16 protein-coding genes are annotated in these 13,697 nt (G+C 68.8%); 9 read left to right on the top strand and 7 right to left on the bottom strand.

Annotated elements, in window-relative coordinates:
* Window positions 1-117: 117 nt before the first annotated feature.
* Both ACYVGY_RS06025 and ACYVGY_RS06030 read right to left on the bottom strand, forming a co-directional pair.
* On the bottom strand, window positions 118-1,251 hold the full coding sequence (locus ACYVGY_RS06025) for a PilT/PilU family type 4a pilus ATPase (RefSeq protein WP_460456562.1): 1,134 nt from the start codon (window positions 1,249-1,251) through the stop codon (window positions 118-120).
* Window positions 1,252-1,335: 84 nt separating this feature from the next.
* Entirely contained in the window at window positions 1,336-2,373 is a 1,038-nt protein-coding gene (locus ACYVGY_RS06030) for a type IV pilus twitching motility protein PilT (RefSeq protein ID WP_460456563.1), read from the bottom strand.
* A 98-nt stretch (window positions 2,374-2,471) separates the two neighbouring features.
* On the opposite strand from ACYVGY_RS06030, the gene ACYVGY_RS06035 reads away from it, so the two are divergent.
* From ACYVGY_RS06035 to ACYVGY_RS06055, 5 genes are all read left to right on the top strand, one after another.
* Window positions 2,472-3,146 carry a YggS family pyridoxal phosphate-dependent enzyme gene (locus ACYVGY_RS06035; RefSeq protein WP_460456951.1) on the top strand — a complete coding sequence of 225 codons (675 nt, stop codon included), beginning with the start codon at window positions 2,472-2,474 and terminating at the stop codon, window positions 3,144-3,146.
* Window positions 3,147-3,168: 22 nt separating this feature from the next.
* Entirely contained in the window at window positions 3,169-3,984 is an 816-nt protein-coding gene (proC, locus tag ACYVGY_RS06040) for a pyrroline-5-carboxylate reductase (protein ID WP_460456564.1), read from the top strand.
* Between the two features lie 121 nt (window positions 3,985-4,105).
* Window positions 4,106-4,543 (top strand): DUF4426 domain-containing protein, encoded by a 438-nt coding sequence (locus ACYVGY_RS06045; protein WP_460456565.1) that lies wholly within the window; start codon window positions 4,106-4,108, stop codon window positions 4,541-4,543.
* Window positions 4,540-5,223: a histidine phosphatase family protein gene (locus ACYVGY_RS06050; protein ID WP_460456566.1), complete on the top strand. Its 684-nt coding sequence runs from the start codon at window positions 4,540-4,542 to the stop codon at window positions 5,221-5,223. Before ACYVGY_RS06045 ends, ACYVGY_RS06050 begins: the two co-directional genes overlap by 4 nt.
* Before the next feature lies 1 nt (window position 5,224).
* A complete protein-coding gene (locus ACYVGY_RS06055; protein WP_460456567.1) occupies window positions 5,225-6,250 on the top strand; it encodes a phosphotransferase family protein in 1,026 nt (341 codons plus the stop codon).
* Between the two features lie 31 nt (window positions 6,251-6,281).
* On the opposite strand, the gene ACYVGY_RS06060 is transcribed toward ACYVGY_RS06055, so the two are convergent.
* Genes ACYVGY_RS06060 through ACYVGY_RS06075 form a run of 4 tightly spaced genes read right to left on the bottom strand, consistent with a single transcriptional unit; the run spans window position 6,282 to window position 8,791 of the window.
* Entirely contained in the window at window positions 6,282-7,082 is an 801-nt protein-coding gene (locus tag ACYVGY_RS06060) for a cobalamin-binding protein (RefSeq protein WP_460456568.1), read from the bottom strand.
* The gene (gene pdxH / locus ACYVGY_RS06065) at window positions 7,079-7,672 is read right to left on the bottom strand and encodes a pyridoxamine 5'-phosphate oxidase (RefSeq protein WP_460456569.1); all 594 of its coding nucleotides are present in this window, start codon (window positions 7,670-7,672) and stop codon (window positions 7,079-7,081) included. The genes ACYVGY_RS06060 and pdxH overlap by 4 nt, the downstream gene beginning before the upstream one ends.
* Before the next feature lie 59 nt (window positions 7,673-7,731).
* Window positions 7,732-7,938, bottom strand: a complete 207-nt coding sequence (locus ACYVGY_RS06070) for a dodecin family protein (RefSeq protein ID WP_460456570.1) — start codon at window positions 7,936-7,938, stop codon at window positions 7,732-7,734.
* A 37-nt stretch (window positions 7,939-7,975) separates the two neighbouring features.
* Window positions 7,976-8,791, bottom strand: coding sequence for an NAD-dependent epimerase/dehydratase family protein (locus ACYVGY_RS06075; protein WP_460456571.1), 816 nt, complete (start codon window positions 8,789-8,791; stop codon window positions 7,976-7,978).
* Window positions 8,792-8,871: 80 nt separating this feature from the next.
* Here ACYVGY_RS06075 and ACYVGY_RS06080 point away from each other — a divergent pair, with 80 nt between their 5' ends.
* The 4 genes from ACYVGY_RS06080 (at window position 8,872) to hemE (ending at window position 11,974) form a co-directional block, all read left to right on the top strand.
* Complete coding sequence (locus ACYVGY_RS06080; protein WP_460456572.1) at window positions 8,872-9,411, top strand: shikimate kinase; 540 nt, start codon at window positions 8,872-8,874, stop codon at window positions 9,409-9,411.
* A complete protein-coding gene (gene aroB, locus ACYVGY_RS06085; protein WP_460456573.1) occupies window positions 9,411-10,487 on the top strand; it encodes a 3-dehydroquinate synthase in 1,077 nt (358 codons plus the stop codon). Before ACYVGY_RS06080 ends, aroB begins: the two co-directional genes overlap by 1 nt.
* A gap of 150 nt (window positions 10,488-10,637) precedes the next feature.
* Window positions 10,638-10,892: a WGR domain-containing protein gene (locus ACYVGY_RS06090; RefSeq protein ID WP_460456574.1), complete on the top strand. Its 255-nt coding sequence runs from the start codon at window positions 10,638-10,640 to the stop codon at window positions 10,890-10,892.
* Window positions 10,893-10,909: 17 nt separating this feature from the next.
* Window positions 10,910-11,974, top strand: a complete 1,065-nt coding sequence (hemE, locus tag ACYVGY_RS06095) for a uroporphyrinogen decarboxylase (protein ID WP_460456952.1) — start codon at window positions 10,910-10,912, stop codon at window positions 11,972-11,974.
* Here the strand turns inward: hemE and ACYVGY_RS06100 are convergent.
* Window positions 11,958-13,613, bottom strand: coding sequence for an ATP-binding protein (locus ACYVGY_RS06100; RefSeq protein ID WP_460456575.1), 1,656 nt, complete (start codon window positions 13,611-13,613; stop codon window positions 11,958-11,960). The two genes, hemE and ACYVGY_RS06100, sit on opposite strands and share 17 nt — an antisense overlap.
* Window positions 13,614-13,697 lie beyond the last annotated feature (84 nt).

Below are 13,697 nucleotides of genomic sequence, written 5' to 3' on the forward strand. Positions count from 1 at the left end.
GTGGGAAGTGACCCTCGCTTCCGCGGTGACGACGGCGCCTGATGCCCGACGCCCAACGCCACGCCCCGGACAAAAAAACGCCGGGCAAGCCCGGCGTTCTTCGGTCAGGCCGGAAAGCTACTTGCTGACCTCGGATAGCTCGACACCGTCGAGTCCCTGCGACAGGGTGCGGGCATCGCCACCCTGCGCCAGCTTGATCTTCAGGCGCACCTCGTTGGAGGAGTCGGCGAAGCGCAAGGCATCCTCGTAGCTGATCTCGCCAGCCTGGTAGAGATCGAACAGCGCCTGGTCGAAGGTCTTCATGCCCAGGTTGGTCGACTCCTTCATGACGTCCTTGATCTTGTGGATCTCGCCGTCACGGATGTAGTCCTGCACCAGCGGCGTGCCCAGCAGGATTTCCATCGCCACCCGACGCGACTTGCCGTCCGGGGTCGGAATCAGCTGCTGCGCCACCACGCCCTTGAGGTTCATCGAAAGGTCCATCAACAGCTGGCTTCGACGATCTTCCGGGAAGAAGTTGATGATGCGGTCCATGGCCTGGTTGGCGTTGTTGGCATGCAGCGTGCAGAGCACCAGATGGCCCGTTTCCGCGAACGCGATCGCGTGGTCCATGCCCTCGCGGGTACGCACCTCGCCGATCATGATCACGTCGGGCGCCTGGCGCAGCGTGTTCTTCAGCGCTGCGTCCCAGCTGTCGGTGTCGATGCCGACTTCGCGCTGCGTGATGATGCAGCCCTCGTGCTTGTGCACGAACTCGATCGGGTCCTCGATGGTGATGATGTGGCCCGAGGAGTTCATGTTGCGATAGCCGATCATCGCCGCCAGCGACGTGGACTTACCCGTGCCGGTCGCACCCACGAACAGGATGATGCCGCGCTTGGTCATCGCCAGCGTCTTGATGATGGCCGGCAGGCTGAGCTCTTCCACCGTCGGGATCCGCGTCTCGATGCGACGCAGCACCATGCCGACCTGGTTGCGCTGGTAGAAGCAGGACACACGGAACCGGCCGACGCCGGAAACGCCGATGGCGAAGTTGCACTCGTGCGTCTTTTCGAACTCCTCGCGCTGCGAGGGGTTCATGACGTTGAGCACCAGGTCGCGCGACTGCTGCGGCGTGAGCGGGTTCTGGGTGATCGGCGAAAGCTTGCCGTTGACCTTCATTGACGGCGGAACGCCGGCCGTGATGAACAGATCTGAGGCCTTCTTGTGCGCCATCAGCTTCAGGAAGGAGGTGAAGTCGATGCTGCTCATGCTTGCTCCTGTTCTGCCGCCCCGGCCTTGGCCGGGCGGCGGTGCTCATGTGGCTTCCTGCCAGCCCCCCGACCGGCAGTGGCCTCATTCGAAAATCTTTTTGTCCTTGGCGTATTCCTTGGCCTGCAGCTTGGTCACCAGACCGCGCTTGACCATGTCCTGGAGGCACTGGTCGAGGGTCTGCATGCCGTACTGCTGGCCAGTCTGGATCGCCGAATACATCTGCGCGACCTTGTCCTCGCGGATAAGGTTACGGATGGCCGGGGTCGCGATCATGATCTCGTGCGCCGCGACGCGGCCGCCACCGACTTTCTTGAGCAGCGACTGCGAAATAACCGCGCGCAGCGACTCGGAAAGCATGGAACGGACCATCGGCTTTTCGCCGGCCGGGAACACGTCAATGATGCGGTCGATGGTTTTGGCCGCCGACGAGGTATGCAGGGTGGCGAACACCAGGTGGCCGGTTTCCGCGGCGGTCAGCGCCAGGCGGATGGTCTCGAGGTCGCGCATTTCGCCGACCAGGATGTAGTCGGGGTCTTCACGCAGCGCCGAGCGCAGGGCCTCGTTGAAACCGTGGGTGTCACGGTGGACCTCGCGCTGGTTCACCAGGCACTTCTGGGAGGTATGGACGAACTCGATCGGGTCCTCGACGGTGAGGATGTGGCCGAATTCATTCTTGTTCACGCTGTCGACCATGGCCGCCAGGGTCGTGGACTTGCCCGAACCGGTCGGGCCGGTCACCAGCACCAGGCCCTGGGCCTGGTTGCACAGCTCGGCGAAGATCTTGGGCGCGGACAGTTCCTCGAGGGTGAGGATCTGGCTGGGAATGGTGCGGAACACGGCGCCGGCGCCACGGTTCTGGTTGAACGCGTTGACGCGGAAGCGCGCCAGGCCCGGGATCTCGAACGAGAAGTCGACCTCGAGGAATTCCTCGTAGTCGCGGCGCTGCTTGTCCGACATGATGTCGTACACCAGCGCGTGGACCTGCTTGTGGTCCAGTGCGGGGATGTTGATTCTGCGGACGTCACCGTCAACGCGAATCATGGGCGGCAGGCCGGCCGACAGGTGAAGGTCTGAAGCCTTGTTCTTGACAGAGAATGCCAGCAGTTCGGCAATGTCCATTTTATTGAGTCCCCTTAGCGCATCAAACGGATAGGCGAGCGCGCATCCCCGGGGCAGTATATCCCTATCCACGAAGGTGAATACCCCCCATGGAACCGCTGCATCCGGCTCTTCACAACGTCCTGCAATCCATTGAAAACGCGGCCTTGGTGGCAGGCCGGCCACGTCAGGTCGGGCTGCTGGCGGTGTCCAAGACCCGACCCGCCGCGGCGGTGCGTGAACTGGCCGCGGCGGGGCAGCAGGCGTTCGGCGAGAACTACGTGCAGGAAGGCGTGGCCAAGTCCGTGGAATTGGCCGAGCTCGGGCTCGAATGGCATCTGATCGGCCACCTGCAGTCCAACAAGTGTCGGGAGGCCGCCGAGCACTTCGATTGGGTGCAGTCGGTGGATCGCGTGAAGCTGGTCGCCGCCCTGGACCAGGCCCGCCCGCCCGGCCGCCCGCGCCTGAACGTGCTGCTGCAGGTGAACGTGGACGGCGAGGCCGGCAAATCCGGCTGCCGCCCCGACGAGGTGATGGCCCTGGCCGAGGCGGTGGCGGCGGCGCCGCGGCTGCGCCTGCGCGGCCTGATGGCCATTCCCGAACCGCATCCGGACCCGGCCCGGCGACACGCCAGCTTCCGGCAACTGCGGGAACTGCAGCAGCAGCTCGCGGCCCGCTTCCCCGACGTCGACACCCTGTCCATGGGCATGAGCGACGACTTCGACCTTGCCATCGCCGAAGGTGCCACCCTGGTGCGCATCGGCACGGCCCTGTTCGGCCCGCGCGGCCAATGACCCCCACTTCCGGAGCCCAGGCATGAACAATCAAACGATCGCATTCATCGGCGGCGGCAATATGGCGCGCAGTCTCATCAGCGGACTGCTGGCACGCGGCAGCGCGCCGGAGTCGGTGCGCGTGGCCGAGCCGGTGCCGGCACTGCGCGAGGCGCTGGCCGCCGATTTCGGCGTGCGGGTGCGCGAGACCGGCCTCGAAGCCGCCGACGGCGCCGCAACCTGGGTGCTGGCCGTGAAGCCCCAGGTCATGCGCCAGGTTTGTGAAGGCCTGGCCACCCTGGCCCAGATCCATCGCCCGCTGGTGGTGTCGGTGGCCGCCGGCGTCACCGCCGGACAGCTCGACCGCTGGCTGGGCGGCGGCCAGGCCGTGGTCCGGGCGATGCCCAATACGCCGGCCCTGCTCGGCGCCGGCGCCACCGGCCTCTACGCCAACGCCGCCGTCTCGGCCGGCCAGCGCGAAGCCGCCACCGCGCTGATGCAGACGGCGGGGCTCACCGCCTGGATTCCGGAAGAGGCCCTGATGGACGCCGTGACGGCCGTCTCGGGCAGCGGTCCGGCCTATGTCTTCCTGATGGCCGAGGCCATGCAGGCGGCCGGCGAAGCGGAGGGCCTGGCGCCCGACACCGCGCGAACGCTGGTGCTTCAGACCCTGCTCGGCGCCTCACGCATGCTCAGCGAGTCCGGCGAGCCCGCCGCCGTACTGCGCCAGCGCGTCACCTCGCCGGGCGGCACCACCCAGGCGGCGCTGGAGAGTTTCGAGGCCAGCGGCTTCCGCGACGTGGTTGCCCGGGCCGTCCGGGCGGCCACCGCCCGCGGCCGCGAGCTTGCCGCCGATTGACGCCTCGGTGAGGCGGCAATTCACCTCCCCATCATTTTCGCGGAAAGCATCGGCACTGAAGTGCCTCCCACAGGGGTGGGCGCGGTGCGATGATGGGAGCCTGTCTGGAGGAGGAATGCCCATGCGACGGATGACTGCCGTGATCGCCCTGCTGGCGCTGTTTTCTGCGCTGCCGGCACTGGCCGAGAACTCGCTGCGCGCCGGCGACATCACCGTTCACTACAACGCCCTGCCCACGACGAGCCTGAGCCCGGACATCGCGCGCAGCAATGGCATTACCCGCTCCGCCAACCGCGCGCTGGTGAACATCGCCGTGCGCAAGGGCGAGCCCGGCGCCGACCGTGCCCTCGCCGCCGAGGTAACGGTGGCTGCGACCAACCCCAGCGGCCAGCGCGTGAACCTGCGCATGCGCGAAGTGCGCGAAGGCGAGGCCATCTATTACCTCGGCGAAGCGCGCACGTCCGGCATCGAGACGCTGACCTTCGATGTCGCCGTTACGCCGGAAGGCGCCACGACGCCGATCCGCGTCCAGTTCCGGCAGGAGTTCTTCGGCCAGTGAGCCTGCTGCTGGTTCGGCACGGACAGGCAAGCTACGGCGCTGCCGATTACGACAATCTCTCCGAACGCGGCCACCTGCAGTCGCGTCGCCTGGGCGAGTGGCTGGCGCGCGGCGGCCATCGTTTTCAAGCGGTCGTGGTGGGCGGCATGCGCCGGCACCGCCAGACCGCCGAGGGCGTGATCGAAGCGTTCGCAGCCCAGGGCCTGGACCTGCCCGAGCCGGTCGCCGACCCCGGCTTCGCCGAATTCGACCACCAGGCCGTCTTCAGCACCTGGCTGCGGGACAACGCCGAACATCCCGTCGCCATCGCCAGCCGCAGCGGCCTGCCGCGCGACGTCGGCGCGATGCTGCAGGCCGCCCTGCTGGCCTGGGCGAAAGACGAACTCCCGGACCTGCCCGAAACCTGGGCCGCCTTCGGCGAACGCGTGCACGCGGCCGGCGACCGGCTCGAGGCGCTCGCGGGCGACGCCGAGGTATTGGTGCTCAGCTCCGGCGGGGTGATCTCGCGACTGGCGCAGATCGCGCTGGACGTGCCCAATCACCGTGCCGTCGAACTCAACCTCGCCCTGCGCAACAGTGCGCTCAGCGAATTCCACCCCCACGCCGGCCGCCTGCGGCTCGGCAGTTGGAACGCGCTGCCGCACCTGCACGGCAAACGCGACCTTTGGACCTATTACTGACATGAGCACGCACGACGCGATGGCCCTGCCGCTGGAGCCGCTGGCCGCCTACCTGGCCCAGCACCTGCCCGGCTTCCAGGGCCCGCTGTCGGCGGAAAAGTTCAAGGGCGGGCAATCGAACCCGACTTATCGCCTGGACTGGCCCGGCGGCCGCTGCGTGCTGCGGCGCAAGCCGCCCGGCCAGCTGCTGCCCTCGGCGCATGCCGTGGATCGCGAATTCCGGGTGCTGCAGGCCCTGCACGGCGGTCCGGCGCCGGTGGCGCGGCCGCTGCACCTGTGCACCGACGCGTCGGTGATCGGCTCGATGTTCTACCTGATGGATTTCGTCGAAGGCCGCATTTTCTGGGACCCTTCGCTGCCTGACGCCAGCCCCGCCGACCGCGCCGCGATCTACGACGGCGTGCTGGCGGCGATGGCCGCGATGCACACGATCGATCCCGCGGCCGTGGGGCTGGCCGACTACGGCAAGCCCGGCAATTACTTCCAGCGCCAGCTCACGCGCTGGAGCGAACAGTACCGCGCCAGCGAAACCCGCCCGATCCCGGCGATGGACGCACTGATCGCCGCCCTGCCCGCCCGCTGCCCGGTGGATGACGGCACGGTGGCGCTGGTGCACGGCGATTTCCGCATCGACAACCTGATGTTCGATCCGGCCCAGCCGCGCGTCATCGCGATCGTGGATTGGGAGCTTTCGACGCTGGGCCATCCGCTGGCCGATCTCGGCTATTTCTGCATGGCGCTGCGGCTGCCGCGCAATCCCGCCCTGCCCGGTTTGGCCGGCCTGGACCGCGCGGCGCTGGGTATTCCGGACGAAGCGGCGCTGCTGGCGCGCTATTCCGAACTCAGCGGCCGACCGATTCCGGACGACTGGGCCTTCGTGCTGGCCTTCAGTTTCTTCCGCCTCGCCGCCATCGCCCAAGGCGTGGCCAAGCGCGCCGAACAGGGCAATGCGTCCAGCGAGCAGGCGGTGCAGGCCGGCCGGATGACCGCAATGCTGGCGCAGCTCGGAGTGGACGCACTGGCCTGAGCCAGGGGCAGGCCGCGTGCCGATCGGTCGATCAATCGGCCCGGCCGGCCCACTGTTTGATCACCGCCGCCATCGCGCGGACGCCGTCGGTGAGGGCGGCCGGCCCGGGCTGCAGGATCAGCGGGGATTTTATTTCGTGCAGCTCGCCGGTGCGCACCGCGGGCACCTTGTCCCAGCCCGGGCGCGACGCGACCTTGCCGGGCTGGAATTTCTTGCCGCACCAGGAGCCGAAGACGATGTCGGGCGCGCGGGCGATGATCTCGCTGTCGTCGGCAAGGATGCGGTGCTTGGCCAGCGACTGCGCCGCCAGTTCGGGGAAGATGTCGTCGCCGCCGGCGATGCGGACCAGCTCGGCCACCCACTGGATGCCGCTGATGCGCGGTTCGTCCCACTCTTCGAAGTAGACCTTCGGGCGACGCGGCAGGCTGGCGGCTTCGGCGGCAATCGCGTCAAGACCACGCTGCAGCCCGTCGGCATAGTCGTTGGCCTGGCCGGCGGCGCCGACCAGCGCGCCCAGGCGCCGCACGTAGTCAACGATGCCGGCAACGCTGCGGTGATTGCTGATCCAAACCTCTACCCCGTGCCGCACCAGGTCGGCGGCGATGTCGGCCTGGATGTCGGAGAAGCCGACGACAAAGTCAGGCTTGAGCGCGAGGATCTGGTCGATCTTGGCCGAGGTGAAGGCGCTGACCTTGGGCTTTTCCTTGCGCGCCTTCGGCGGCCGCACCGTGAAGCCGGAAATCCCGACGATGCGGTCCTGCTCGCCCAGGGCATACAGGACTTCAGTGGGCTCCTCGGTGAGGCAGACGATGCGGCGTGGGCCGTGGCTCACGGGAACAGCATCCGCCGGTGCCACTGGCCATCCACGCGCTCGTAGTGATGGCGCTCGTGCAGGCGGAACTTCGCGCCGTACCAGAACTCGATGCGCTCGGGCACCACCCGGAAGCCCGACCAGTGCGTCGGCCGCGGCACGTCGCCGCCGGCGAACTTCTTCTCGAAGGCTTCGATGCGCGCCTCGAACAGTTCGCGCGACTCCAGCGTGCGCGACTGCAGCGAGGCCCAGGCGCCAAGCTGGCTGGGCCGCGGTCGCGAGGCAAAGTAGGCGTCGGCCTCGGCCAGGTCCACCGGCTCGACGGTGCCTTCGATCTTCACCTGCACCTGGTCGCGCAGCTGCTTCCAGAGAAACAGCAGGGCCGCCTGCGGATTGGCGGCCAGCTGTTGGCCCTTGCGGCTTTCGAAGTTGGTGTAGAACACGAAGCCGCGGGCGTCAAAGGCCTTGAGCAGTACCGTGCGCGCCGACGGCCGCCCCTGCGCATCGCAGGTAGCAACGGTCATCGCGGTGGGCTCCGGGTCACCCCCGGCCGTGGCCTCCGCCAGCAGGGCGGTGAAGGTTTCCAGGGCTTCGGTGTAAGGGTCGGTCATGCGGGGCTCCTCGTTTGCGACATTGTCGCTCCGAAGGCTCCCCACATGCACCCGGGAATTCAGCTGACGATGAAGCTGACCCGCATGTTCACGCGCCACTCGGTGATGGCGCCGTCGGGGCCGCAAACGACCTTGATGTCGTTGACCCAGGCGCCCTGGATGTTCTTCACGCTCTTGCCGATCTTCTTCAGGCCGGACTGGACGGCGTCTTCGACGCCCTTCTTGGATGAGGAGGACACTTCGATTACCTTGGTGACGGTAGACATGACTTGCTCCTTTCCTGCCCATTGGCGGGCGACCTGACTATAACCCCGCCCCGTCCTGGACGTCGGCGTAGCCGGCCCGGTAGTCGGGGAAGGCCGGTGCCCAGCCGGTGGCCCGCAGCCGCGCATTGCTGACGCGACGACCCGTGGCGGGCGCTGCGACGGGTGCGGCCAAGGCCGGCAAGCCGTCGCGCTGGCGCAGCCAGGCCCACACCTGGGCCTCAAGCGCGGGCTGGTCGTCGTTGGCCAGCAGACAAGGCGGCGCGCCGGCCAGGTCCAGCAGATGCGAGATCGCGGCGGCGGCGTCGGCGGCATGGATGCGGTTGGTCCAGTGCCAGCGTCCGGGCGAATCGCCGCGCGCTTTGCGCCGAAGGGTGCCGCGCCCGGGGCCGTAGATTCCGGAGCAGCGCAGCGCGGTGGCGTTCGGATGCGCCGCCAGCGAGCGTTCGGTTTTGAGCAGCACCTGACCGTTGAATCCCGGCGGGCGTGCCGGCGTGAACTCGTCCACCCACTCACCGGCGTCCTCGGCGTAAACCGCGGTCGAGGACACGAACACGACCCGGGCCGGCGCGCAGGCATCGATCGCCCGGTGCAGGCCGTCCAGGTAGAGCGCGCGGTAGGCGGCTTCGTCGCGGACGTCGGGCGCGGCGCAGAACACCAGCGCCTTCGCTTGCCGCGGCAGCGCCGCGAGTCCGTCGCCGGTGACCAGGTCGGCGCGCTGCCAGCGCAGCCTCGGCAAGGCCTCGCCGGCACCGCGACGCACCGCGACCACCTCGTCGCCGCAGGCGATGCGAAGTCGCGCCAGGCGCAGGCCAACGTCGCCGGCGCCGGCTACGACCACCGGTCCGGGAGTCATCGCGGGACTGCGGGGCAAGGGGTGATTTTCGACAGCGAAGGCAAGGAGGCATCCATGCCGGGATGCTAGCATCGCGTCCCATGAATCCCGCTCCCAACCTCGTCCTCGTTGGCCCGATGGGCGCCGGCAAGACCTCGATCGGCAAGCGCCTGGCGGTGCGGCTGGGCCTGGCCTTTGTCGACTGCGACCACCGCCTCGAGGAAGTGACCGGCGCTCCGGTGCCGCTGATCTTCGAGTGCGAAGGCGAGGCCGGTTTCCGCGCGCGCGAAACCGCGCTGATTGCCGACCTGATGCGCGGCCGCGGCCAACTGATCGCCACCGGCGGCGGCGCGGTGCTGGCCGAAGCCAATCGCAAGCGGATCAGCGAGCGCGGCTTCGTAGTGAACCTGCAGGTCAGCGTGGCCCAGCAGATCGAGCGCCTGGGCCGCGACCGCAGCCGGCCCTTGCTGGCCGTGGGCGACAAGCGCGCCAAGCTCGAGTCGCTGGCGTTCGAACGCGGCCCGATCTACCGCGACCTCGCCGACCTGGCCTTCGACGCCGACGGCCTGACCGTCGCCATTGCCGCCGAGCGCCTGGGCGCCGTGGTCGAACAGCGCTGGCAGCGCACGGAAGCCGCCTGATGGCCGTGCACGAACTCCAGGTTGAACTGGCCCAGCGCGGCTACCCGATTCGCATCGGTCGCGGCCTGCTTGACGCGCCCGATGCCCTGGCCAGCCTGGTCACCGGCCGGCACGCGCTGGTGGTCACCGACGGCAACGTCGCCCCGCACTACCTGGCCAAGGTCCAGGCAGCACTGGCCGGCAAAACTACGCAGTCGCTGGTGCTGCCGCCGGGCGAACAGGAAAAAACCCTGGCGCGCTTCGCCGAGGTGATGGCGGCGCTGGCCGCGATGGGCGCCAGCCGCGACGCCACCGTCGTCGCCCTCGGCGGCGGCGTGGTCGGCGACCTGGCCGGGTTCGCGGCTTCGTGCTGGATGCGCGGCGTGCGTTTCGTGCAGCTGCCCACCACCCTGCTGGCCATGGTCGATTCTTCGGTGGGCGGCAAGACCGCCGTGGACCTGCCCGAAGGCAAGAATCTGGTGGGCGCCTTCCACCAACCGGCGGCGGTCGTGGCCGACACCGCCACCCTGGACACCCTGCCCGAGCGCGAACTCAGCGCCGGCCTGGCCGAGGTGGTGAAGTACGGCGCAATCGCCGACGCTGAATTCTTTGCCTGGCTGGAAGACAACGCCGAGGCGCTGATGGCGCGCAATCCCGACGCGCTGGCCTACGCCATCGCCACCAGCTGCCGCCACAAGGCCGGCATCGTCGCGCGCGACGAGACCGAGCAGGGCGAACGGATGTTGCTCAACTTCGGCCATACCTTCGGCCATGCCATCGAAACCGAACAGGGTTACGGCGGCCTGCTGCACGGCGAGGCGATCGCGGTGGGCATGGTGCTGGCGGCCCGGCTGTCGGCCGACCGCGGCCGCGCGCCCTGGTCGGACACCGCCCGGCTGGCCGCCCTGCTCGAACGCTTCGACCTGCCCGTGGCCCTGCCCGCCGGGCTGTCGGGCGAGGCCTTGCTGGGGCGGATGAAGCTGGACAAGAAAGCCGTGTCGGGCCGGATCCGCCTGATCCTGTGGGCCGGACTGGGCCAGGCCGAGGTGGTGCCTGACGTCCCGGAGTCCGAAATCCTCCCCATCCTCGAAGCCTGACCCCACCGCTTCCAGCCCCCCCTGTAGGAGGGCCTTCAGGCCCGAAGCTCTTGGCGGAAAGCTTCGGGCCTGAAGGCCCTCCTACAGGCGGAAAGCTTCGGGCCTGAAGGCCCTCCTACATTTGCTTGCACAGGGTAAACTTGGCGGCCTATGCGCCTTTTGATGCAGCAAAAACCCCTTGCCGGCGAAGCGCCGAAGTACGTCCAGCTGATGCTTCAGCAGGACCTGCTCGGCGGCTGGACGCTGCTGCGCGAAGCCGGCCAGATCGGCGGCAAGGCCTCACTCAAGCGCGAGCAATACCTCGAACGCGACGCGGCCCTGTCCGCCTTCGAAAAAGCCCGCGACGCCCAGGTCCGCAAGGGATTCCTGGTGATGTTCGCCCAAGGCGCCGACGCGCCCCGTTGACGGAACAAACCGTGACCATGAAGAACGATCGTTTCCTGCGCGCCCTTCGGCGCGAGCCCGTCGATTGCACCCCGGTGTGGCTGATGCGCCAAGCCGGTCGCTACCTGCCCGAGTACCGCGCCAGCCGCAAACAGGCCGGCAGCTTCATGGGCCTGGCCACCAACCCCGAACTGGCCTGCGAGGTGACGCTGCAGCCGCTGCGCCGTTTCGAGCTTGACGCCGCCATCCTGTTCTCCGACATCCTCACCGTTCCCGACGCGATGGGCCTGGGCCTGTATTTCGCCGACGGCGAGGGCCCGAAGTTCGAGCGCCCGGTGCGCACGCCGGCCGACATCGCCAAGCTGGCGGTGCCGGACATGGGCAGCTCGCTGCGCTATGTCATGGATGCGGTCAGTTTGATCCGGCGTGAACTCGACGGCAGCGTGCCGCTGATCGGATTCTCCGGCAGCCCCTGGACCCTCGCCTGCTACATGGTCGAAGGCGGCGGCAGCAAGGACTTCGCGCGCATCAAGTCGATGGCGCTCAACGAACCGGCCGCCCTGCACCGTCTGCTGGAAGTCACCACCGACGCCGTCATCGCCTACCTCGCCGCGCAGCGCGCCGCCGGTGCGCAGGCGCTGCAGGTGTTCGACACCTGGGGCGGCGTGTTGGCGCCGCACGTGTATCGCGAGTTCTCGCTGCGCTACCTGCAGCGCATCGCCGCCGAGCTCGACCGGGGCGAAGGCGCCGAGCGCACGCCGCTGATCCTGTTCGGCAAGGGCAACGCGCCCTATCTCGAAGAACTGGCCGCCACCGGCACCGAAGGCCTGGGCGTGGACTGGACCGTGTCGCTGGGCGACGCCCGCCGTCGCACCGGCGGCCGGGTCGCGCTACAGGGCAACCTGGACCCGACCACCCTGTACGCCTCGCCCGAGCGCATTCGCACCGAGGTCAAACGCGCGCTGGACGACTACGCCGCGGCTAACGGCGGCTCGCACCACGGCCACGTGTTCAACCTGGGCCACGGCATGTCGCCCGACATGAACCCCGACCACGTCGGCGTGCTGGTGGATGCGGTGCACGAGTTCAGCCGCCAGGCGTGAGTGCCGGTGCCGGGTCCAGCCCGGCGATCGCCGCCGCCAGCAGCTCACCGGTGACCGGCTTGCGCAGGAAGCCGTCCATGCCGGCCCCCCGCGCTTCGGGTTCCGCCTGGGCGTCGGCGCGTGCGGTCAGCGCCAGCAGCGGCAGGGTTTCCCCGCGGGCGCGCAGCAGCCGTGCCAGCTGCAGACCGTCGATACCCGGCAAATCAAGGTCGAGCACCGCCAGGTCGTAGCGTTCGGCGGCGAGTTCGGCCAACGCCCCCAGCCCGTGCGGCACATGACGCACCTGATGCCCTTGCCGCTGCAGCAGCGCGGCGACCACGTCGGCCACCACGGCATCGTCTTCCACCAGCAGCAGCTTGCGGGCAGCCGCGTCCTTGAACGTGGCGCGGGCGACGACCACCGGCGCCGCGACCGCCGGCAACGGCAGCGAAACCTGGAAATGCGCGCCTTTCCCCGGCGCACTTTCCAGCGAGATGCCACCGTTCATGGCGATCGCAAGTTCACGACAGATCGCCAGCCCCAGCCCGGAGCCGCCGCTGCCACTGCCGGCGCCGCCCTGCTCAAACCGGCGAAACACTCGCGCCTGCTCCTCCGCGCCCAAGCCCGGACCGCTGTCGTGCACCGACAGCAGCAAACCCTCGGGCTCGCGCGCGTCAACCTGCAGGCTCACCTCACCGGCATCGCAGAACTTGATGGCGTTGTGGCCCAGGTTGAACAGGATCTGGCGCAGCCGCGTCGCGTCACCCAGCAGCGCCTGCGGCAGCGACGAGGCGCAGGCAAGGCGAAACTGCAGGCCCTTGGCTTCGGCCAGCGGCCGCAGCAAATCGGCCACTTCGCCGAGCAGCGGGCGCAGCGCAAACGGGGCCAGGGAAAGCTCGAGGCGGCCGGCCTCGATGCGCGCCAGGTCGAGCGCGTCATTCACCAGCCGCAGCAGGTGCTGGCCGGCGCGCTGGATGGCCTCGACCTGCGCATGCTGCCGCGGGTCGAGTGCGCTGTCCTGCAGCAGTTCGGCCATGCCCAGCACGCCGGTCATCGGCGTGCGTATCTCGTGGCCCAGCGTCGCCAGGAAGCGGCTTTTGGCCTCTGAATGCTGTTCGGCCAGCTGCTGGCGTGCCTGACTGATGCGCCAGGCCTCGCGCCGGCGATGACGCGCGCGAAATTCACGACTGAACAAGGCCACCAGCACCAGGCCCAGTAGACCGAACATCCCCAGCGCATGCTGCCCCTGCCACCAGGGCGGCTCGACCCAGACCGCGATACCCGTCGCTTCACGCCACTGGCCCTGGGCATCGGTGCTGGCGATGCGCAGGCGATAGCTGCCGGGCCCGAGCCGATGGAACACGCGCTCGCCGACCGGCTCGGGCTCCATCCAGCCCGGATCGTGGCCCTGGAGCTGGAATCGGATGCGCGCCGGCGACGCAGGCGGCGCCCCTGACTGGCGCACGTGGATGCGCAGCGCCTCGTCGCCGGGTGCGAGGCGAAGAAGGCGCGTATCCATAGGCAGGTCGGACACCACGCCGTCGCGCGTGCGCTGCAACAGTACGACTTCGAGCGCGGGCAAGGGGGCCGTGGAGGCCAGCCCCAGCGCAGGCCACAGCAGCAGCCAAAGCCAGGCGCTTGCCCGCCAGCGCCGGCTCACACCGTGTGCAACCTTGCATTTCGACGCCATGCACCCTCCGATCACCGGGTCGGCCTAGACTAAGGACATGCCCACTCCCGGGCT

Source organism: Arenimonas alkanexedens (genome assembly GCF_054781355.1).

Coding starts and splice junctions, on each gene's coding strand:
- ACYVGY_RS06025 (WP_460456562.1), bottom strand. CDS start 1,251: ATGAGCAGCATCGACTTCACCTCCTTCCTGAAGCTGATGGCGCACAAG.
- ACYVGY_RS06030 (WP_460456563.1), bottom strand. CDS start 2,373: ATGGACATTGCCGAACTGCTGGCATTCTCTGTCAAGAACAAGGCTTCA.
- proC (WP_460456564.1), top strand. CDS start 3,169: ATGAACAATCAAACGATCGCATTCATCGGCGGCGGCAATATGGCGCGC.
- ACYVGY_RS06045 (WP_460456565.1), top strand. CDS start 4,106: ATGCGACGGATGACTGCCGTGATCGCCCTGCTGGCGCTGTTTTCTGCG.
- ACYVGY_RS06055 (WP_460456567.1), top strand. CDS start 5,225: ATGAGCACGCACGACGCGATGGCCCTGCCGCTGGAGCCGCTGGCCGCC.
- pdxH (WP_460456569.1), bottom strand. CDS start 7,672: ATGACCGACCCTTACACCGAAGCCCTGGAAACCTTCACCGCCCTGCTG.
- ACYVGY_RS06070 (WP_460456570.1), bottom strand. CDS start 7,938: ATGTCTACCGTCACCAAGGTAATCGAAGTGTCCTCCTCATCCAAGAAG.
- ACYVGY_RS06075 (WP_460456571.1), bottom strand. CDS start 8,791: ATGACTCCCGGACCGGTGGTCGTAGCCGGCGCCGGCGACGTTGGCCTG.
- ACYVGY_RS06080 (WP_460456572.1), top strand. CDS start 8,872: ATGAATCCCGCTCCCAACCTCGTCCTCGTTGGCCCGATGGGCGCCGGC.
- aroB (WP_460456573.1), top strand. CDS start 9,411: ATGGCCGTGCACGAACTCCAGGTTGAACTGGCCCAGCGCGGCTACCCG.
- ACYVGY_RS06090 (WP_460456574.1), top strand. CDS start 10,638: ATGCGCCTTTTGATGCAGCAAAAACCCCTTGCCGGCGAAGCGCCGAAG.
- hemE (WP_460456952.1), top strand. CDS start 10,910: ATGAAGAACGATCGTTTCCTGCGCGCCCTTCGGCGCGAGCCCGTCGAT.